This is a genomic window from Pedobacter sp. MR2016-24, assembly GCF_026239655.1.
In the GTDB taxonomy this organism is placed as follows: Bacteria; Bacteroidota; Bacteroidia; order Sphingobacteriales; family Sphingobacteriaceae; genus Pedobacter.
This window is the reverse complement of record NZ_JAPIVO010000007.1, coordinates 489,451-512,602: the sequence shown is the minus strand read 5'-3', so window position 1 is coordinate 512,602 and position 23,152 is coordinate 489,451. Positions and strand designations below refer to the sequence as shown.

The following is a 23,152-nucleotide window of genomic DNA, read 5'->3' as shown; positions in this document are numbered from 1 at the left end:
TATCGCAACGATCACCGTTATCCCTACTGCGACAGGATGCCCGGGTGAAGCGAAAACATTTACGATCACGGTAAACCCGACGCCAACAGTAGCGTTGCCTGCTTCATTTGAAGTGTGTAATGACGCGATGACCACACCGATAATCTTTACCCAGATTGTAGGTAAAGAGGTCAATGGAACTACATTCAGCTGGACAAATGATAATCCCGGTATCGGTCTTGCAGGGTCAGGCACAGGAAATATAGCGGCTTTTAAAGCGATTAATCTGACCAATGCACCTATCATCGCTACGATTACTGTTACTCCTACTGCGACTGCATGTCCGGGTGCTCCTAAAACCTTCACCATCACGGTGAATCCAACGGCAACGGTAGCTGTGCCTTCATCTTTTGAAGTGTGTAATGACGTGACCACCGCACCAATTATTTTTGCACAAGTTGCAGGTAAAGAGGTGACGGGGACTACCTTCAGCTGGACAAATGACACCCCAGGTATTGGCCTTGCCGGATCAGGTACCGGAAATATTTCAGGATTTAATGCGATCAACCTGACCAATGCACCGATTATTGCGACAATTACTGTAATTCCGACAGCGACAGGATGCCCGGGTGATGCAAAAACATTTACGATCACGGTTAACCCAACCCCGACAGTAGTGTTACCGGCTTCTTTTGAAGTGTGTAATGATGTAACCACTGCACCGGTTACCTTTACGCAAGTTGCAGGTAAAGTAGTTAATGGAACTACATTTAGCTGGACAAATGACAAGCCTGGTATAGGTCTTGCCGGGTCGGGTACTGGAAATATTGCGGCTTTTAAGGCAATTAACCTGACCAATGCACCAATTATTGCTACCATCAATGTTAGCCCGATAGCGACGGGCTGCCCCGGTGATGCAAAAACATTTACGATCACGGTGAACCCAACGCCAACCGTAGCGGCACCCGTTTCTTTCGAAGTGTGTAATGATGGAACGACTACACCGGTTACCTTTATGCAGGTTGCAGGTAAAGAGGTGACGGGGACAACCTTCACTTGGACAAATGACAAGCCTGGAATTGGTTTGGCCGGATCAGGTACCGGAAACATTGCAGGTTTCACAGCGATCAACCTGTCCAATGCACCAATTATTGCCACGATTACCGTCACTCCAATAGCAACAGGTTGCCCGGGTGAAGCGAAAACATTTACGATCACTGTTAACCCAACGCCGACTGTGGCGGTACCTTCTTCTTTTGCAGTTTGTAATGATGCCATGACTACACCGGTTATTTTTACACAGATTGCCGGTAAAGAAGTCAATGGAACTACATTTAGCTGGACAAATGACAAACCTGGTATAGGCCTTGCGGGATCAGGCACTGGAAGTATTGCGGCTTTTAAAGCGATCAACCTGACCAATGCACCAATTATCGCTACGATTACCGTTATCCCTACTGCGGCAGGATGCCCGGGTGCGCCTAAAACATTTACGATCACAGTAAATCCAACGCCAACTGTGGCGGTACCTTCTTCTTTTGCAGGTTGTAATGATGCCATGACTACACCGGTTATTTTTACACAGATTGCAGGTAAAGAAGTCAATGGAACTACATTTAGCTGGACGAACGACAAGCCCGGAATTGGTCTTGCGGGATCTGGTGCCGGAAATATTTCAGGATTTAATGCGATCAACCTGACCAATGCACCGATTATTGCGACAATTACTGTAATTCCGACAGCGACAGGATGCCCGGGCGATGCAAAAACATTTACGATCACGGTTAACCCAACCCCGACAGTAGTGTTACCGGCTTCTTTTGAAGTGTGTAATGATGTAACCACTGCACCGGTTACCTTTACACAAGTTGCAGGTAAAGAGGTAGCGGGTACAACCTTCAGCTGGACAAATGACAAGCCTGGTATCGGTCTTGCGGGATCAGGTACTGGAAATATTGCGGACTTTAAAGCAATTAACCTGACCAATGCTCCGATTATTGCTACCATCACCGTTAGCCCGATAGCGACGGGCTGCCCGGGTGCTTCCCAAACATTTACGATTACAGTAAATCCAACGCCAACAGTTGTGAAACCAACTTCAATGGAGGTATGTGATGATGCCAACACAATGCCGGTAACTTTTACGCAGGTTGCAGGTAAGGAGGTGACAGGTACAACCTTCAGCTGGACAAATGATAAACCTGGTATTGGCCTTGCGGGATCAGGCACTGGAAATATTGCGGCTTTTAAAGCGATCAATACGACCAATGCACCAATTATTGCGACGATTACTGTTATTCCAACAGCGACAGGATGCCCGGGTGATGCAAAAACATTTACGATCACGGTTAACCCAACGCCGACGGTAGCATTGCCTGTTTCATTTGAAGTGTGTAATGACGCGATGACTATACCGGTTACCTTTGCGCAGGTTGCAGGTAAGGAGGTGGCAGGTACAACTTTCAGCTGGACGAATGACAAACCAGGTATTGGCCTTGCGGGATCAGGCACTGGAAATATTGCGGACTTTAAAGCGATCAATACGACCAATGCACCAATTATTGCGACAATTACTGTTATTCCAACAGCGACAGGATGCCCGGGCGCTCCTAAAACCTTTACGATCACAGTAAATCCAACGCCGACTGTGGCGGTACCTGCTTCTTTTGCAGTTTGTAATGATGCCATGACTACACCAATTATTTTTACACAGATTGCCGGTAAAGAAGTCAATGGAACTACATTTAGCTGGACAAATGACAAACCTGGTATTGGCCTTACGGGATCAGGCACTGGAAATATTGCGGACTTTAAAGCGATCAATACGACCAATGCACCGATTATTGCGACAATTACTGTTATTCCAACAGCGACAGGATGCCCGGGCGCTCCCAAAACCTTTACGATCACAGTAAATCCAACGCCGACTGTGGCGGTACCTTCTTCTTTTGCAGTTTGTAATGATGCCATGACTACACCAATTATTTTTACACAGATTGCAGGTAAAGAAGTCAATGGAACTACATTTAGCTGGACGAATGACAAACCAGGTATTGGCCTTGCGGGATCAGGCACTGGAAATATTGCGGACTTTAAAGCGATCAATACGACCAATGCACCGATTATTGCGACAATTACTGTTATTCCGACAGCGACAGGATGCCCGGGTGATGCGAAAACATTTACGATCACAGTAAATCCAACGCCGACTGTGGCGGTTCCTGCTGCTGTTGAAGTGTGTAATGATGCGAGCACTACATCGGTTATTTTTACACAGGTTGCAGGTAAAGAAGTCAATGGAACAACATTTAGCTGGACGAATGACAAACCAGGTATTGGCCTTGCCGGATCAGGCACTGGAAATATTGCGGATTTTAAAGCGATCAATACGACCAATGCACCAATTATTGCGACAATTACTGTTATTCCAACAGCGACAGGATGCCCGGGTGATGCAAAAACATTTACGATCACGGTAAACCCGACGCCAACCGTAGCGGTTCCTGCTGCTGTTGAAGTGTGTAATGATGTGATGACTCCGCCGGTTACCTTTGCGCAGGTTGCAGGTAAAGAGGTAGCGGGTACAACCTTCAGCTGGACAAATGATAACCCTGGAATGGGCCTGGCAGGATCAGGTACCGGAAATATTTCAGGTTTCAAGGCGATCAACCTGACCAATGCTCCAATTATCGCTACAATTACCGTTATCCCTACATCAACAGGATGCCCTGGTACTGCAAAAACATTTACGATTACAGTTAACCCTACACCAACAGTGACGGCACCTGCTTCATTTGAAGTGTGTAATGATGCGATGACTCCGCCGGTTACCTTTGCGCAGGTTGCAGGTAAAGAGGTGACGGGTACTACCTTCAGCTGGACAAATGACAAGCCGGGAATCGGTCTTGGAGGATCGGGGACCGGAAATATTGCTGGTTTCAAAGCGATCAACCAGACCAATTCACCAATCATCGCTACCATTACCGTAATTCCTGCAGCAACTGCTTGTCCGGGTGATGCGAAAACATTTACGATCACTGTTAATCCGACGCCAACGGTGGAGAAGCCTGCTTCTTTTGAGGTGTGTAATGATGTGACCACTACATCGGTTATTTTTACACAGGTTGCGGGTAAAGAAGTAGCAGGTACTACATTCAACTGGATAAATGATACGCCAATTATTGGATTAGCTGCTTCAGGTACAGGGAATATCGGTGCTTTTAAAGCTGTAAACACAACTAATGTTCCTATTACCGCAACTATTACTGTTACTCCGATTGCAACAGGTTGTCCGGGCATATCAAAAACATTTACGATCACTGTTAATCCGACGGCTGATGTTGGCAAGCCTCTGGATCAGGAACTATGTGATAATAACCTGACAGCAAAGGTTACGTTCTCAGGGACGGTGTCAGGAACTATTTACAGGTGGACAAATACTCGTCCTGAAATAGGATTGGCAGCTAGCGGTACAGGGCCAGAAATTGCAGCATTCAGGGCTATAAATAAAACAGCAGTTCCAATAACCGCAACAATAGTAATCACGCCTTCAAATGGTTGTGGAGGAGAGATGAAGTCATTTACGATAACTGTAAATCCGAATGCAACTATTGCACTCACATCGGTTATTGAAACTGCTGAGCAGACAATATGTGTCAATACACCAGTTACAGCAATTACTTATAGGGTTACTAACGCAACTGGTGCGACAGTGACAGGACTGCCTGCCGGACTAACAGGGAAATATGATGCCGGGATATTTACGATCAGCGGAACACCAACGGTAGCAGGAACATTCAATTATACGGTTACAACAACTGGCGGTTGTGCGTCGGCGACACTAAACGGGACTATTAAAGTCAATCCCAATGCCGAAATTGCACTCCAATCTGCTGTTGCGACTGCTGCTCAGACAGTATGTATTAACTCTTCGGTTACAGCTATAGTATACAAGGTTTCAAATGCAACAGGGGCAACAGTAACAGGTCTGCCGGATGGATTAAGTGGTGTGTATAATCCGGCAACTATGGAATTTACAATTACTGGGGGTTCGGTTCAATCTGGCAGCTTTAACTATATCGTTTCAACACAGGGCGGATGCGCAATAGCAAACCTGACTGGTGTGATTAAAGTTACTCCCAACTCGACTATCATTCTGTCATCTGCTAATGGCACAGATAATCAGAAAGTTTGTGTCAATACTGCTATCAAACAGATCAGTTATCAAACAGCTAATGCTTCGGGCGCTGTTGTAACTGGTTTACCTGAAGGGCTCACTGGTTTATACAAAGATGGTCTGTTCACGATCAATGGTACGCCTAAAGTTTCAGGCACATTTAATTATACTGTAACTACCATTGCAGCATGCCAAACAGCTTCTATTCAAGGAAAAATAGTTATTTATCCGAATCCTATTGGTTTTAATGACATCGTAAGCAATTTGACCTGTGCAAATAACATGCTTAATTATCAGCTGCAGGATAATGTAAATACGATATCAAAAGGAGGAAATGCTGTGCCGGCATCATTTAGCTGGACTGTTGCGGCTAATCAAAACGTGCTTGGAATTAATAGCGGATCTGGAAATGCAATTACTGCGGTTCTGGTAAATACGAGTCATGTTGTGCAGCAGGTAATATATACTGTTACCCCAGTCTCTTTATCAGGGGGCTGCCCGGGCGCACCATTTACAATTACGGTAGCTGTACCTGTTTGCAGTGGACTAACGCTGACAAAAACTGCTGATGTAAATACTGTTTCGCAGGCTGGTGATCTGATTAAATATACAATTACTGTGAAAAATACTGCTTCAGCAAATCATACTGGGGTAACAGTTACAGATCCCTTCTTAGGTGGGGTACTGTCAAGACCTGTTTCAGGAGATAATGGCAACAATATCCTTGAGGCAAATGAATCATGGGTTTATACAGGTACATATATTGTTAAGCAGGAAGATATTGATAACAATGGAAAACCAACAGCTGCTACAGGTAATATTATCAATACGGCGACTATAAATACTACTGAACATCCAACGGTACTTTCTGCGAGTGCGACTGTAAATATCGTTACAACAGGTGCTGTTACACTTGTTAAAACGGGAATAATGAGCCGTGATTTTTCTGCTATTGTCTACACCTTCAAAATTAAGAATACGGGAAAAGTAAAATTAGCTGAACTGGATCTGAAAGATATTAAGATTCCAGGGGAAATAAGTTTGAGCAAAAATGTAATTGCAGTGGGGGAAACCATTACCGGAACTGCAACGTATATGGTAACGGATCAGGAAAAACGCGACGGGCGTGTGGTAAACACAGCGACTGTTACTGCTAAGACACCCGCCGGTGATCTGGTGACAGATGTTTCTGGTACACAGGAAAATAATGATATACCTACTGAGCTTATTATTGATGATGTTCCGCAGGCTGTAAATGACAGGGCTGAAACTATGATCAATCAACCCACAACGTTTATTATTTCAGAGAATGACATGCCATCATTTAACGGCCTGGATAAAGGAAGTATTATTATTACACGTCAGCCCTCAAATGGCCAGCTTATTGCTCATCCGGATGGAACTGTGACTTATACACCTAATAAAGGTTTCTCCGGACAGGACGATTTTATGTACACCATTACAGACCTGAAAGGTAAAATAAGTAACAAAGCATTGGTTAATATCACTGTAACGCCAATACCTGTGTTTATACCTAATACCTTTACGCCAAATGGCGACGGTAAAAATGATACATTTAAAATCATTGGAAGAGAAAGCTTCGACACAACTGATGTATTGATCTTTAACCGCTGGGGTAATGAGGTATACAGGAACAACAATTACAATGATGAGTGGGATGGATCCGGATTAAGTGAAGGAACTTATTACTATTTAATTATATTCAAAAAGGGTGATAATCAAGTCAGTAAAAAAGGCTGGATCTTGATTAAAAGATAAGCTATAGCTTATTTAAAGAGGAAAAGAATGAAATGTTTTTATAAGGTGCTTTTGCTGATCTGCTTGGTTTCTCCGTTCACGGGGCAGGTTATTGCGCAGCAAAACATTCAGTTTTCTCAGTATATTTTTAATACTCTTAGTGTGAATCCTGCCTATGCGGGATACAAGGAAGAATGGTTTGTACAATCGGCGCTGCGCAACCAGTGGGCAGGGTTAAAGGGGGCACCTAAAACCGCTCAGATCTCTATAGACGGAATTCTGGATCCTCAGGATACTAAACATGGTGTAGGTTTTCAGCTCACATCTGATAAGTTAGGGGCGCAGTCTTCTAATTCGGCGACTTTAAATTATGCTTTTCGTTTGCAGCTTGATGGTGCTGATACGCGGAGGCTCAGCTTCGGACTGGGGGTAGGGGCCGCACAGTATAGTCTGGATGGCGGTGCGCTGACTACGGTTGACGGCGGCGATCAATCAGTTCCGGTAGGCAACAGCAGCAGGATATCTCCGGATTTCCGGGTTGGAATCTTCTATACTACACCTTATTGGTATATTGGCCTTTCCGCCCTGGATCTGCTGTCCGACACCAAATCTGCTGATGATTACAGAAGAACATCCGGTATGGATGATAATATTGTCCGTACACGCCACCTTTATTTTATAGCAGGGTCACTGATTAATGTTTCTCCTGATCTGCGGATCCGGCCGAGTATGATGATCCGGGAAGATTTTAAAGGTCCCACTAATGCCGATTTTAATGTGATGGGTATTTTTAGTGACCGGATATGGCTTGGAGCAGGATATCGTACGAGTCTGAAATTACTAAAAAAAGAATACCAGAATACAGATGTCAGCAGCCAGTCTGCTATCATAGGAATAGCTCAGTTTTATGTGAATGAACGCTTCAGAATAGGATATTCCTATGATTATGCGACTTCAAAACTAAATGGTTACCAGAATGGTACACATGAAATTACTGTTGGCATAGCTTTCGGAAAGGCACCAAAAGCTTCGATTTGTCCCAGAGTTTTCTAAAATATATTTTGTAATGCGGATGTCATAGTCTATGTTTGCCTACTAAATCTATAGACATTATGCTTTGTGCCGAATCATCTCTCTCTTTATTATCCATCAAGTGGGTACTCCGACCAGTTTATGAAGTAGATTTCTGCTATTGCTGTGCTTTTTAAGAGTAAGCATTCATCTTCAATCATTCAAATGTCAAACAAAATATGAAAACATTCTACACTAAAAATTTATTGCCTTTTATTTTTTCTTTGCTGCTCATGCATGCTGCCACACTGAAAGCGCAGGAAAATCAGCTAATTGAAGTTACAGGGAAAGTTATTGATCAGGATGCGAAAGTGCCGCTTGCGGGCGTAAGTGTGTTGATCAAAGGTACAATTGCGGGTACGACAACAGATCAGAATGGTCAGTTCAAATTAAGATCTAAACTTAAATTTCCATTTAAACTGGTCTTCACCAGTATAGGTTTCAAAACCCAGGAGTTTGATGTGAAAGAATCCGGGCTGCAGTTAAATATCGCTTTGGTAACCCAAACCATAATTGGTAATGAAGTAGTCATCACAGCCTCCAGGGTTCCGGAAAACATTCTTAAATCCCCTGTGGCGATTGAAAAATTAGATATTAGGGCAATTCGCGAATCGCCGGCACCAAGCTTTTACGATGCATTGGAAAATGTTAAAGGTGTGCAAATGACAACAGCGAGTTTAACTTTTAAAATTCCCAATACCAGAGGATTCAATATCCCGAGTAACTACAGGTTTATGCAACTGGTGGATGGTATAGATATGCAGGCGGCAACATTAGGGGTACCACTGGGAAATGCGATCGGTCCGACTGAACTGGATATTGCGAGTATTGAGATTACACCAGGTGCAGCATCTGCATTATATGGAATGAATGCGATCAATGGTATGTCTAACCTGATTACCAAAAGCCCTTTCCTTTATCAGGGCCTGAGTTTTTATCAGAAATCGGGAATTAATCACGTGGGCGGTACAGGACGCGACGTAAGTAACCTGACGGAGACCGCTATACGTTATGCTAAAGCATTCAATAACAGATTCGCTTTTAAGGTGAACTTAAGTTATTTAAGGGGAACAGACTGGCTTTCAGATACGCGCACTGATCAGAACCCCAATAACCTCAAAAGTGCAAATCCTTCCTTTGCTGCTTTAAACGGAGCAAGTAACGTGGCGTTTGATGGTTGGAATAAATATGGCGATGATGTGCTTGCAGGGAGTAATACTGTTTCTGTAAGTGGATTAAATATTAATGGACAGGCTAATCAAACACTCAATGTTGCAAGAACAGGTTACTGGGAAAAAGATCTGGTAAATCCGAATGTAGATAACCTGAAGTTTGATGCAGCGGTACATTACAGAATCGGCGACTTTGCTGAGATTTCTTATGATTACAGGATTGGTAAGATGGATGGCGTATTTCAACGCGGAAACAAGATCCAGCTGGATAATGTAATTATTCAGAATCATAAGCTGGAACTGAAAGGAAGTAACTTCCTGGTCAGAGCATATATGTCGCTGGAAAACTCGGGCGATTCCTATAATGTGAAACCTCTGGCAGATAATCTTGATCTGGCCAGTGGCGGAAGCGGGACAGCCTGGGGTGCTAAATATAAAACGGCATTAAATACTTATGCAACAGCTAATGGGGGAACGTTGACGGACGCTAACCTGGCTGCTGCTACCGCATACGCAAGACAGCAGGCAGATGCTGGTCGCGTTGAGCCTGGAACACAGGCTTTTGAAGACTTGAAAAGAACTATTATTGGTGTAAATAACTGGGATATTAAATCGTCTGCCATTCCTGATGCACCTGTTACAGGTGGTGCGGCATTGATACAAAAAAGTCGTATGTACCATATTGAAGGACAATGGGACTTATCTAAGCAAGTGAAATATTTTGACCTGCTGGTTGGTGGAGATGCAAGACAATATTCGATTATTCCTGACGGAAACAGCTTTGTTGATTTCAGCAGGGCGATAGCTGACCGCGGCAAGCCACTGGAAGATGGATCTTATGGGAAGAACATCCATTATAAAAAGATAGGTGCATTTGCGCAGGTGACAAAGACCTTTTTTGAAGAAAAGCTGAAGTTGTTTGCTTCTGCCCGTTATGATTACAATCCGGAATTTGATCCTAAACTCACACCGAGATTTGCTGCGGTATATTCTCCGGATACACACAACAACTTCAGGGTCACTTATCAGCAGGGATATCGTTTCCCGGGTTTATTTGAAGCACTATCTTACGTTAATAATGGTCGTGTGAAAAGGGTAGGAAGTTTGTCCTACATCAATGAAGGATTGGGTTATCTGGACAATAGTTATACCCGTGCATCTGGTGTGCTCTTCAATTCTGCGGTGAATGCAGCTGTAGCCGCTGGAAGTGAAAGAAATGCTGCTGCTCTGGCAAACCGTGATTTACTGGTAAAAGCAGATTTGCCTAAAGCAAGTCCGGAGAAGATCAATTCATTTGAAGTGGGATATAAAAGTGTATTGCTGGAAAACACGATTTTCCTTGACATAGATGCTTATACAAATACTTATACCGGATTTCTTGGTCAGGTACAGGTCGACGTGCCTAAAGGGGCTACTGTTGGTTCTGATGCGGCTGTACTGGCAATGTTAGATGCTAACCGCGATTCGGGACAGGACCGTTACAGGGTTTATACCAATGCTAAAAATAAATACAGAAACTATGGCTCTGCATTAGGAGTTACCTATAACTTTTATAAAAAGTTTACAGTAGCTGGTAATGTGAGTTATAATAAGATAAAGTCCAATGAACAGAATGATATTTTCGTAACGGGCTTCAATACACCGGAATGGGCAACGAATTTCACTTTTGGTAATCGCGAGATAGTAAAAAACCTTGGATTTAGTGCTGTTTATAAATGGCAGAACTCATTCTTATGGGAAAGTCCGCTTGTTACGGGTGAGGTCAAGGCGATCAATACGTTCGATGCACAGTTTACTTATAGAATTCCTCAGGCAAACGCAAGTATCAAAATTGGAGGAACGAATATCTTTAATAAGCCGTTTCTTCAATATGCCGGTGGGCCAACGCTGGGTGCACTTTATTATGCCGCGGTTACTTTTGAGGGACTGCTGAATAAATAATATCTCTTAGTAATTCCAGCCCGGCCTCATCAACGCTGGCACTGGAATTACTCAATACAATTACCCCGGCTTTTTTGCCCGGTATAAATCCGCAATAACTGCGAAAGCCCGCTGTTCCGCCATTGTGCCAGACTACAGTATCGTTATCTAAAGGCTGTATCATCCAGGCAAGTCCGCGTTTAAAATCCTCCTGGTGATCTGTGGGCTGGTGACTAAGGCTGTAATCTGCATTGATTTCATTGATATTGGCTTTCAGGTAAAGCAGCATATCGCTCACAGTAGATTTTAATCCGCCGGCGGCCTTAAAATTTTCCAGATTCCAGTACGAAACAGCTTTTCCTGTTTCATCTGAATAACCTGTAACCATGAATTTGTCTTGAGGTGCAGCAACTTCATAATGCGTATTTAACATCTTAAGCGGGCCGGTGATATTCTTTTGGAGAAGTTGTTCCAATGGCATTTGATATACATTTTCCAGGATTGTTCCTAACACGGCAAAGCCCAAATTTGAATAGACCGACACTGATCCAGGGATGGTATCTGGTTTGAATTTTCTGAGAAATGCATAAATCCCTTCTTTAGGATAGTTCAGGTAGGGATTGGCTGGATCGAAGCCTTGCTGTTTATCAAAGTCATCTGGTAGTGATGGCAAACCTGAGGTGTGGTTGCTGAGGTTAATTATCTTTATAGGACTTCCTTTAAACTGCAGCTGGTTAAAGTCGCCGGGAAGATATTTCCTTATATCGTCATTCAGCTTAATTTTACCCTCATTAACCGCGCGTGCCAGCAGGATTGCCGTAAATGTTTTAGAGATAGAGGCAATTTCATAAAGCGAGCTGCTGGTTGGCAATTCATGAGTACCTTTTTTTGTTTCTCCATAGAAGAAAAGCTCAGTTTTATCTTTGTCGACGATACCGATACTCAGACTGCTGTTATTGGGATCTTTCAGGTAGTTCATCGCGACCGCATCGATTTTGATTTGCAGAGACGTTTTACGCGGGTTATTTGTTTGAATGGACTTCGGATCCCTGGGACCGGGAATTAACTTTTTATTTTCAAATGGCAGCCATAATATGCCGCTGATCTGGTTGCTTGTATTGAGCATAATTTCCAGCGATAATTTTGATCTTTCAAAGTCGACCATAAAAAGTATACCTCTCTTGCCGGCACCTGCGTAATGGTAGTTATTGATTTTACCAAGAGGACTTTTTAGATTGGCCCTATAGAAAGTGATGGTATTGCTTTCAGATGTACTTTGTCTGAATTCATCGGACAGCATTTTGTGAATTGCTGAGAATTCATCATTATTATAAAACCCGATGAGCTGTTTCACGATTTTATCTGCTGCCAGGCTATCCTGACTATTGGTTTTAACCTGTGCAGCTACAGTGATATGAGTCAGTAACAAGAGGATAACAGCTAACTTCTTCATTCTTATGAAATTTATTCTTTAAATATATTAAAATATTTCAGTATTAGCCATGTAACAAACCCGGAATATGATCATCTAAAAGCGGGCTATTTGTTATTTATCATAAAAACCAGGATGATCTCAAAATTCAATGCTGTTGTTTTGCTCGCACTCGCATTAAATGCCAGTGTGTATGGTCAAAGGATTACCAGAATTGACGGAACTACGATTACCGGTGATTCGCTCAACGCTTACCTGCCTAAATTAATGCAGAAGGCCAATGTACAGGGGATGGGATTGGTTGTATTCAATAAAAATAGGGTGGTGTACAAAAAGACATTTGGCTATAGCCGTGCCGACAAAAAAATACCGCTGTTACCAACCACCAATATATATGGCGCTTCATTAAGCAAGTCTGTATTTGCAGTGCTGGTCATGAAACTGGTTCAGGAGGGAAAACTTAATCTGGATAAACCACTGCAGGAATATTTGCCACATCCTATTTATGATTATCTGCACCTGAAGAAATGGCATGACGACTTCAGTAGTTTAAAAAATGATACGCTTTACGCAAAAATAACGGCCAGGATGTGCTTAGACCACACTTCTGGTTTCCCTAACTGGAGATGGGATTTGAAGGATCAGCAGTTAAAAGTACTGCAGACACCTGGCAGCAGGTATAGTTATTCCGGTGAAGGTATGGTTTATCTGCAGGTAGTGATAGAAAAGATGCTGGGTAAATCTTTAGAGCAATTGATGGATGAGGAGATTTTCAATCCCCTCCGCATGGAATCGTCGGCCTATACTTTTCTACCTGCTTTTGAGCAGGATTACAGTTTCGGTCATCATGTGAACGGGGAATTATATGAAAAAGATAAAGACAATGAGGCGAGGTCTCCCAGTACACTGGAAACTACACTGAATGACCTTTCTTTGTTTGTAGCAGGTGTAATGCAAAAGAAAGTAATCAGTGCAGCATCGACAGATAGCATGTTTAAACCACAAATCCGGGTTCGGTCGGTGCTACAAATGGGACCGCTGTCCATACGGGATACCAACGCTAATGACGGTATTCAGCTGAGCTACGGACTGGGTTGGGGATTATTGAAATCGCCTTTTGGATGGGGAGCGTTCAAAGAAGGACATGGTGATGGTTTCCAGCATTACATGATTATATTCCCAAAACAAAAAACAGGTATACTGATCATGACAAACAGCGATAACGGCGAAAGGATCTTTAAAGAGCTGCTGGAATTATGTATAGCAGACAAGTATACACCATGGAAATGGCAGAATTATATTCCCTATACGGGATTATAAATCGCCCACCAGTTTTTGCCACACGTTTTCAGCCAATATTTTATGTCCTTCCGGTGTTGGGTGGATACCATCCTTTTGATTGAGTTTGGGTACGCCGCCAACGCCATTTAATAAAAATGGGATGAACGTCATGTTATTCTTCTTTGCCAGTGCCGGGAACATATTTTTAAAGTCCGACGTATATTTTTCGCCCATACTGGGTGGCATCTGCATCCCTGAGAGCAGCAATTTAGCTTTTGGATATTTGTTTCTTACCCGGTCAATTACCGCCTGGATGTTTGCCGCTGTTTCCTTTACCGGCAGGCCTCTCAATCCATCGTTGGCACCTAGTTCAAGCACAAAAATATCTACCTGCTGTTTTAAAAGCCAATCTATACGGCTTTTACCAGCTGCGGAGGTCTCACCACTAAGTCCGGCGTTAATCACCTTATAGGGTAAAGCAAGCGAGTCGATTTTATGCTGGATAAGGGCCGGATAGGCCTGATCGGGATCTACACCCAGACCTGCGGTTAAGCTGGTGCCAAAAAACAGAATGTTTTTTACAGTAGTATTCTTTTCTGGCTTGATTGCTGTTGTGGAATCTGTTACTGTAACTGAATCTTTGTCAGCTACCTGTTTCTGATCATTGTTACAACTGGCGATCATACCTGTCATTACTATCGGAAGGAGGAAATTGCGTAACTTATTTGCAGTCATATGATGAATAAAGTGTTTTTGATCTATATTTAAACGTAACAAATCTTGATTGTATAGCTCAAATATCAACAATTAAACCCATTACATTGGAAAGCATTTTAAAAATTAAGGAAGTCACCAAGCGGTATGAAAGTGCAGGAACAGCATTAACCATACTTGATCATATCAGTTTCGCAGTTGAGAAAGGCTCAACAGTTGCTATCACCGGCCCTTCCGGAAGTGGAAAAACTACGCTTCTGGGTTTATGTGCAGGTCTGGACAGCGCAACTTCCGGCAGTATAGAATTGAATAATGTGACATTAGATCATCTTTCGGAAGATCAGCGTGCTGCAGTAAGAAACCAGCATGTAGGATTTATATTCCAAAACTTTCAGTTATTGCCTACGCTAACGGCAATAGAAAATATCATGGTACCATTGGAACTTCGGGGAGAGAAGAATATACGACCCCGCGCAATGGACTTGCTGGATAAGGTAGGTTTATCCGCCCGTGCTGATCACTACCCTGTACAACTATCCGGCGGGGAACAGCAGCGTGTTTCGCTCGCGCGGGCTTTTTCAAATACACCAGCTATTTTATTTGCTGATGAGCCGACGGGAAATCTGGATGGTGAAACAAGTGAGAAAGTGATAAAACTGTTGTTTGACCTGAATAAGGAAGCAGGCACGACTTTAATTATTGTGACGCATGACCTTGAACTGGCTTCCCGTACGGATAGAATTATCCGTTTAAAAGGTGGTGTAATTATAGCTGATGAACAAAAGACTTATGCCTGACTTACCTGTATTCCGAAAAACCGCACCTGTGTTATGGTTATTTAAAATGGCCTGGCGTGATAGCCGAAAAAACCGATCCAGGCTATTGTTATTCACCTCATCTATTGTTTTAGGTATAGCGGCACTAGTGGCTGTCTATTCGTTTCGGGACAATCTGCAACGCGATATTAATAATCAGGCCAAGAATCTGACTGGTGCTGATCTTGTTGTTGTCAGCAGGAAGGAGATGAGTAAATCAATGACGGCCAGGCTGGATACGCTTGGTGATGAACGCGCAAAGGAACTCAGCTTTATTTCAATGCTGTATTTTATCAAAGGCGAGGGGAGTCGCCTGATGCAGGTAAAAGCCCTGGAAGGAAACTATCCGTTTTACGGTGAGATCGAAACTACACCCCTGGTTGCTGCTAAGGAATTTAAAACTGGCAGGAATGCATTAGTAGATAAAACGGTTATGCTGCAGTTTGGCGCAAAACCAGGTGATTCCATCAAGGTTGGTCATCTTAATTTTGCAATTTCGGGCTTTCTGGATAATGCACCGGGGCAAACAGGGGTAACCGCTCTGGTCACTCCGATAGTTTATATCCCGATGAAATATCTGAAAGAAACGGGACTTGCACAGGCAGGCAGCAGGATCAATTATTTCTATTACTATAAATTTAAGAGTGAATCGGCTCTTCAGCATACCATCAGAACGATACAACCTGCACTGGAGAAAGAGGGTGCCGAGTTTGAAACTGTTGCTTCTAAAAAACAAAGTACAGGCAGGTCATTTCAGGATCTGAGCCGTTTTTTGGCTTTATCGGGATTTGTCGCTTTATTGCTGGGATGTATCGGTGTGGGCAGTGCAATTCATGTTTATATCCGCGAAAAACTGGCAGCTATATCTACTTTAAGATGTCTGGGCGTAAGGGCATGGGAAGCATTTTTTATTTATTTGATTCAGGTGACTGTGATCGGATTTATCGGAGCGGTAATAGGAGCGGTTTTGGGTACAGGTATTCAGTTTCTCCTGCCTATGGCGCTAAAAGATTTCCTGCCTGTTGAATTTACGATGCAGGTTTCCTGGATGGCCATATCACAGGGGATTATTACGGGTGTATTGATCTCCGTACTCTTTGCCTTGCCTTCATTATTAGGCGTAAGAAATATCTCACCTTTAAATGCCATCAGGTTATCTTTTGAAGAATCCAAACCAGCAGCAGCACCGCTGAAATGGCTGGTATATATCGCAATAATTATATTTGTGTGGGGTTTTGCCTATCTCCAGATGGAAAACTGGATGCAGGCTACCGCATTTACCGGCAGCATACTCATCGCCGTGCTGGTGTTCTACAGCTTGTCAGGATTATTACTTTGGCTAGTCAGGAAAACACTCCCTGCAAGGGCGGCATATATCTGGCGCCAGGGTTTTTCAAATTTGTACAGGCCAAATAATCAGACATTAATGTTGATTGTAGCTATCGGGCTGTCTACCATGCTGATCGCTACCTTGTATTTTGTGCAGGGACTGCTTATTGGTAAAGTAAGTTTGTCATCGGGAAAATCACAAGCGAATATGTTGATTTTTGATATTCAGAGCGACCAGCGCAGTGCGGTAAATGCGTTAACTAAAAAACAGCATTTGCCGGTGATGAGCGAAGTAGCGGTGATCACTATGCGAATTGATGAAATTAATGGTAAAACAGCAGCACAACTGGCATTAAAGGATAGTTTAAGTTCCAAACCTAAGCCTGCTGAGCAGGAAAACCAACAGCCCCGGGAATCGTCTGCCCGCGCCTTTAAAAGTGAACTGCGTGCAAGTTACAGGGAAGAACTTACGGGTGCAGAGCAGGTAACGAGTGGAAAGTGGGTAGGCAGGGCAAAACCTGGCGAAACAATTTATGTGTCTTTGGATGAGCGTTATGCTGAGAGAATTAATGTAAAAGTAGGTGACAAAATACAGTTTAATGTACAGGGGACATTGATACCTACTGTAGTAGGAAGTTTGAGGAAGATAGATTGGGTAAGAGCACAAACAAACTTCAGAATACTCTTCCCTTCAGGCGTATTAGAAGAAGCGCCCCAGTTTTTTGTATTGATGACCAAAGTTCCTGACGCTAGGGTTTCTGCAGCATACCAGGCTACGGTAGTGCGTGCATTTCCAAACGTTTCAGTAATTGATATGGGTTTACTACTTAAAGTGCTGGATGAATTACTGGGTAAAATTAGCTTTGTGATTCGATTCATGGCTTCCTTTAGTATGATCACTGGCTGGATTGTGCTGATTTCTGCCGTAAGAAGTAGTAAGAATCAGCGATTGAAAGAAATTGTGTTGTTGCGGACTATCGGAGCTAAAAGCACTCAGATCTTAGCGATCACTGCGATTGAATATTTGTTTCTTGGTGTATTGTCCGCTGCAGCCGGAATTCTGATGGCTATGGGTGGAAGCTGGGCACTTGCAGTGTTTAGCTTTGGTTCTGTATTTACACCGCCGGTGCTGCCGGTACTGATTTTGTTTACAGGAGTTACACTATTTGTAGTCATAACAGGTATGCTTGGCAGTCGCGGTGCACTGAGTCACCCGCCGCTAGAAGTCTTAAGGAAAGATAGTTAGCAGGTATTATGTTCAGGACATGAAATTCGGAACAATGTTTGCGTATTAATGGAAAAAATAATTTACAGCCGGAATAATTATGAAGAAAAGAATACACGTTCTTGAAGATGATCAGGATATCAGATACATCATTGAGTTCTTATTAAAAGATGAAGGATATGAATTACAGCTTTCATCGACCTTTGCGGAACTTAAAGAAAAATTGAATGACGCTTTGCCAGACTTATTTATTATCGATGTGATGTTGCCGGACGGTAACGGAATCGAAATTTGTAATGACCTGAAAACAGATATGTTTACGAAACATATTCCTGTAATTGTGATGTCTGCTAACCCTGGAAGTCAGGAGAAAAGTGTTACTGCATCGGCGGACGACTATATTGCAAAACCATTTGATCTTGATTATGTGGTGACAAGGATAGAGAAATTACTTGCAAAATAATTACCATGATTTTACTGGAAAACGAAAATATCAAAGTAGCCATTTCACCAAAGGGTGCTGAATTACAAAGCATCCATAGTAAAACGACTGATTTTGAATACTTATGGAAAGGTGATCCGCAATACTGGGGCAAATTTAGTCCGGTACTATTTCCAATTGTAGGCGCATTGAAAGACAATAAGTATATTTTCGGGAACCAGGAATATGAGCTTCCCCGTCACGGGTTTGCGAGAGACCATGAATTTGATTTCGAGCAAATCAGTAACGAGGAAGTTTTATTTACGCTTTCGCAGACAGCGGATACCTTGAAGGTTTATCCTTTCGAGTTTAAATTAGGTTTGCGTTATCAAATAGCCGGTACTAAAGTTTCCTGCAATTATGAAGTTTATAATCCGGGATTGGAAGCGCTTTTATTTTCAGTAGGAGGGCATCCTGCATTTGCAGCACCGCTGACAGCTGGTAGTGTTTATGAGGATTATTACCTGGAATTTAATAAAGACGAATCGATTACTTATCATAAAATTGAAGACAACCTGATAGCAGATGAAACTGCATCGCTTGTTCTGGATGATAGTAAGCTGGTATTAAAACATGAGCTCTTCTATAATGATGCGCTGGTGATAAAAGAGCTGAAAAGTGACTCGATCAGTTTAAAGAATAAAAGAAACCAGCACGGACTGACCTTTAATTTTGAGAACTTCCCTTATTTTGGTATCTGGGCGGCCAGAGATGCTGATTTTATCTGTTTGGAGCCCTGGTGTGGTATCGCAGACGGTGTAAACCATAATCAGCAGCTCCGTGATAAAGAAGGAATTATCTCTCTGTCACCGGGGCTGGATTGGAAACGTAGCTGGTCGGTTGAAGTATTTTAATCTCCTTTTACTACCCTTAATATTAAATGTGAATGCTGACCTGATTTAAAGTATATGCGGTGAGTCGCTTTTTGGAAGTCGGACTCATCAGCTTTATATATATTAACAAATTGCTGTGGATTCCGGTCTACCAAAGGAAACCAGGAACTTTGCACCTGTACCATGATCTTATGGCCTTTCTTAAAGCAATGAGCCGCATCCTGCATATCAAATTTCACTTCTGTTATTTTGCCTGGAACCATTGCTTCCGGCCTGACAAAACTATTTCTATATTTAGCACGCATCACTTCCCCGCGCACCATTAACTGAAATCCGCCCATCTTCGTACCTGGTATCGGACTGTCATCAGGTGCATCTCCAGGATAAACATCGATGAGCTTAACTACAAAATCAGCATCTGTGCCTGTGGTGGATACAAATAAATCGGCTATGATATTTCCGGAGATGATCACATCATCTTCCAGTATTGGTGTCTGATAAACCAATACGTCCGGTCTTGTTGCTGCAAATCGCTGATCTTCGTACATAAAGTCGCTGCCACGATCTATCCTGATTTCTTTGGTGTAAGGGACAGGTTTATTAGGATCGCTCAGGAACTCATCATATTCAGATTTAACAGTCGCCGGTGCCTCGAAGGAGAGCTTTCCATTTTCATGGAAATACAGATTTTTTTCCTCTGATTCCACAGGTGGCCAGGCTGAATATTTTTTCCACTGGTTGGATCCTGTTTCAAATATGGTGGCTTTTGGTAATTCAGGATCCTGCGTTTCTTTCAGATAATGGTTAAAGAATGCCAGTTCAATATTTTCCCTGTAATAGGGGCCTGTTTCACTATTGAAACGGATATTTCCCAGTGCCTCATTGTTGCCGCGCGACCAGCTTCCATGCGTCCATGGTCCCATTACCATATGATTTGGTGATGCTGGTTTATTTTTCTCAATTCCGGCAAATGTTTTTAGCGGACCATATAAATCTTCCTGGTCAAACCATCCGCCAACGGTCATGATAGCTGGTTTAATATGCTTAAGGTGAGGAACAGGAGTGCGGGATGACCAGAATTCAGTATAGTTTTCGTTATCCATCATTTCATTCCAGATGGGATTTTTGCCTTTGAAGTATTTTTCATTGATATTTTTTAGCGGCCCTGCGTTTTGATAAAAACTGTAGGCATCCGGAGTTCCATATTCCGCAAAAGAAGCGGCATGTTCAGTTGTGGGCTCGGGGCGTGGAGTGCCAAAATAAGATAGAAAAGAAAATGTTCCCATCATGAAAAATGCACCATTATGATGGCGGTCGTCCCCCAGAAACCAGTCCGTAACAGGAGCCTGGGGTGATGCGGCTTTTAAAGCGGGGTGTGCGTCGATTGCCGTCATCGTCGTATAAAAACCAGGTGCCGAAATTCCCCAGGTACCTACTTTTCCATTGTTATGCGCTACGTTTTTAATCAGCCAGTCGATTGTATCGTAGCTATCAGAGCTTTCGTCGATATCAGACTTTTTCCTTTTATGCGGGATATACGGCCGCGTAGCAACAAACTCGCCTTCAGACAGGTAACGGCCTCTTACATCCTGATAGACGAAAATATATCCTGATCTGGCAAAAAGCATAGAGGGACCCAAAGTTACTTTATACTCATCACCATAAGGTCCGGCACTGTAGGGTGTCCGGTTGTACATGATGGGATATTTTTTGGTCCCGTCCTTTGGACTATATATGATAGTATGCAATTTCACACCATCCCGCATTGGAATCTGCTTTTCGGTTTTATGGTAATGTTCGCGGATAAAAACCGCGTCGTCGTTATTTATCATAGGTTTTTGTGCAAAAGCGCCAAGAGATACTATTGAAATGGCGGCGGACATTATATAAGTTTTTCCGGCTATAGGCTTCATAATAGCTAAATATAGAAAAATATGGCTATTTGTGAACATGCTTACATACGCGGTTGAATCTCCAGTTCATCAAATGTGCTGCGGCTACGGTGAAGCCGCCCATTGGAATCAATACTGGCTCCAGGCTTTCTATACCAGCAAAATGACCTATTCCTATTAACGCAAAACCCGCAAATAAGATAAAAAAGGGTAATACCTTTTTGTGTTGCTTGCGATAAGATATGCTGAGGGAGAGCGTTCCAAGAATTACTGAAACTATGATCATAGCTATTTCTATCCATTCGTTTGCTAAAAACTGAAGGCCGGCGAGCGGGAGCGCGGTTAAAAATACAGGTACCAATGCGCAGTGTATGGCACATAATGTGGAGGCCGTCATTCCCAGTCGGTCAAGTTGCAAGGCTATTTTAGATAATGACATAAAAATATAATATGCTGCAAATATAAAAGCAACCACATTGCATTTGTAATGTTTGTCAGTTATTTATTCAATAATGTCATTCTGATGAGAAAACTACATGGCTAATCGTGTACATAGTATCCTTCATTCATTATTTGGCCGGGACAAGGTTGTTCCGGATCATCCTCTCGCCGTCATTGTTATCTTATATTTAAATGCTATAGTCCTGCACATTGATTGATAGTTCTGCAGGATGTTTTGCTTTAGTGTGATACATGAAGGACCAGGAATGAGCAGATTGATGATGTGAAAAAATGATATTTTAACTTTCCTTGCAAAAGTGTTAAAGAAAGTTAATTAGGAAATGCAGATGTTTAGTACATTAGTTTTCCAAATAAATGAGACCTAATGCAACCAACCACAACCAAAAACTCTGCTTCAGCACTTACTGCGGCAATCCTGGTAGCTTCTTTAGGCTACTTTGTAGATATTTATGATTTATTACTCTTTAGCATAGTCCGTATTCCGAGTTTGAAATCACTGGGACTCAGCGGAGCACAGCTTACGGATACCGGGATTATGTTACTCAATATACAGATGATAGGTATGTTGATCGGAGGTGTATTATGGGGAATGCTGGGTGATAAAAAAGGCAGGCTTTCTGTATTGTTCGGCTCCATCTTTCTCTATTCCATGGCCAATGTTGCAAATGGTTTTGTACATTCCGTAAATGCTTATGCTGTATGGCGTTTTATAGCAGGTCTGGGACTTGCAGGAGAATTAGGTGCAGGAATTACGCTTGTGGCCGAATTGATGCCAAAAGAAAAGAGAGGATATGCCACCACTATTGTCGCCTCGGTAGGGGTAAGCGGAGCGGTGGTAGCCTATTTCATCGCGCAGGCTTTTGAATGGAGAACTTCATTTTTTATTGGTGGTGGCCTCGGTTTATTACTGTTATTGTTAAGAGTAGGGGTAGCCGAATCAGGTATGTTCAGTGAATCTAAGAACGCCGAAAATAGGGGTGATTTTTTTGCCTTATTTAAGAATAAGGCCCAGTTTATTAAATATATCCGCTGTATACTGATTGGAATACCTTTATGGTTTGTAGTAGGTGTATTGATTACCTTGTCTCCCGAGTTTGGAAAAGTGCTGCGTGTTCAGGGAGAGGTGAGTGCAGGTGCAGCAGTGGCCTGGTGTTATGGAGGAATCGTGATCGGGGATATTGCCGGGGGATTGTTGAGTCAGCGAATGAAGAGCAGGCTTAAAGTGGTCTATATTTTTCTATCCCTGTCTGTGGTTGGAATTTGCGCCTATTTTACACTATACGATTTGACACTGCAGCATTTCTACTGGTTGTGTGGCGGCATTGGTTTAACTGTTGGCTACTGGGTTATCTTTATGACTATTGCTACTGAGCAGTTCGGTACCAATATAAGGGCTACGGTTACGACGACGGTTCCAAATTTTGTGCGTGGGGCAGTAGTGCCATTAACACTCCTTTTTCAGTTATTGAAGCATGTATATGGCGGAAACATTATCTATTCGGGAATTACGGTTGCTGTGTTAAGCCTCGCAGTTGCATTTATGGCGCTGAGTAAAATGAAAGAAACATTTTCGAAAGATCTTGATTATGTTGAAGAGTTTTAGTTTTATCCT

The 23,152-nt window shown here is 42.7% G+C and carries 13 protein-coding genes; 9 read left to right on the top strand and 4 right to left on the bottom strand.

What is annotated here, in order from left to right; translation table 11 throughout:
• Positions 1–127: 127 nt before the first annotated feature.
• From OQX62_RS20825 to OQX62_RS20815, 3 genes are all read left to right on the top strand, one after another.
• Positions 128–6,934: a PKD-like domain-containing protein gene (locus OQX62_RS20825; protein WP_265833582.1), complete on the top strand. Its 6,807-nt coding sequence runs from the start codon at positions 128–130 to the stop codon at positions 6,932–6,934.
• Between the two features lie 27 nt (positions 6,935–6,961).
• A complete protein-coding gene (locus OQX62_RS20820; protein WP_265833581.1) occupies positions 6,962–7,966 on the top strand; it encodes a type IX secretion system membrane protein PorP/SprF in 1,005 nt (334 codons plus the stop codon).
• Positions 7,967–8,163: 197 nt separating this feature from the next.
• The gene (locus tag OQX62_RS20815) at positions 8,164–11,097 is read left to right on the top strand and encodes a TonB-dependent receptor (RefSeq protein WP_265833580.1); all 2,934 of its coding nucleotides are present in this window, start codon (positions 8,164–8,166) and stop codon (positions 11,095–11,097) included.
• Here the strand turns inward: OQX62_RS20815 and OQX62_RS20810 are convergent.
• Positions 11,069–12,529, bottom strand: coding sequence for a serine hydrolase domain-containing protein (locus OQX62_RS20810; protein WP_265833578.1), 1,461 nt, complete (start codon positions 12,527–12,529; stop codon positions 11,069–11,071). The genes OQX62_RS20815 and OQX62_RS20810 overlap by 29 nt on opposite strands.
• A gap of 114 nt (positions 12,530–12,643) precedes the next feature.
• Between OQX62_RS20810 and OQX62_RS20805 the strand changes: the two genes are divergently transcribed.
• On the top strand, positions 12,644–13,828 hold the full coding sequence (locus OQX62_RS20805) for a serine hydrolase domain-containing protein (RefSeq protein WP_265833576.1): 1,185 nt from the start codon (positions 12,644–12,646) through the stop codon (positions 13,826–13,828).
• Here OQX62_RS20805 and OQX62_RS20800 read toward each other — a convergent pair.
• A complete protein-coding gene (locus OQX62_RS20800) occupies positions 13,823–14,524 on the bottom strand; it encodes an arylesterase (RefSeq protein WP_265833575.1) in 702 nt (233 codons plus the stop codon). The two genes, OQX62_RS20805 and OQX62_RS20800, sit on opposite strands and share 6 nt — an antisense overlap.
• Positions 14,525–14,610: 86 nt before the next feature.
• On the opposite strand from OQX62_RS20800, the gene OQX62_RS20795 reads away from it, so the two are divergent.
• The 4 genes from OQX62_RS20795 (at position 14,611) to OQX62_RS20780 (ending at position 19,207) form a co-directional block, all read left to right on the top strand.
• Positions 14,611–15,300 (top strand): ABC transporter ATP-binding protein, encoded by a 690-nt coding sequence (locus OQX62_RS20795; RefSeq protein WP_265833574.1) that lies wholly within the window; start codon positions 14,611–14,613, stop codon positions 15,298–15,300.
• A complete protein-coding gene (locus OQX62_RS20790; protein ID WP_265833573.1) occupies positions 15,278–17,893 on the top strand; it encodes an ABC transporter permease in 2,616 nt (871 codons plus the stop codon). Before OQX62_RS20795 ends, OQX62_RS20790 begins: the two co-directional genes overlap by 23 nt.
• 79 nt (positions 17,894–17,972) lie before the next feature.
• Complete coding sequence (locus tag OQX62_RS20785; RefSeq protein WP_265833572.1) at positions 17,973–18,335, top strand: response regulator transcription factor; 363 nt, start codon at positions 17,973–17,975, stop codon at positions 18,333–18,335.
• Positions 18,336–18,340: 5 nt separating this feature from the next.
• Entirely contained in the window at positions 18,341–19,207 is an 867-nt protein-coding gene (locus tag OQX62_RS20780) for an aldose 1-epimerase family protein (protein WP_265833570.1), read from the top strand.
• Here the strand turns inward: OQX62_RS20780 and OQX62_RS20775 are convergent.
• Positions 19,204–21,018, bottom strand: coding sequence for a CocE/NonD family hydrolase (locus OQX62_RS20775; RefSeq protein ID WP_265833569.1), 1,815 nt, complete (start codon positions 21,016–21,018; stop codon positions 19,204–19,206). The genes OQX62_RS20780 and OQX62_RS20775 overlap by 4 nt on opposite strands.
• Before the next feature lie 106 nt (positions 21,019–21,124).
• Complete coding sequence (locus OQX62_RS20770; protein WP_265833568.1) at positions 21,125–21,517, bottom strand: MerC domain-containing protein; 393 nt, start codon at positions 21,515–21,517, stop codon at positions 21,125–21,127.
• 387 nt (positions 21,518–21,904) lie between these two features.
• Between OQX62_RS20770 and OQX62_RS20765 the strand changes: the two genes are divergently transcribed.
• Positions 21,905–23,143, top strand: coding sequence for an MFS transporter (locus OQX62_RS20765; RefSeq protein WP_265833566.1), 1,239 nt, complete (start codon positions 21,905–21,907; stop codon positions 23,141–23,143).
• Positions 23,144–23,152: the final 9 nt, after the last annotated feature.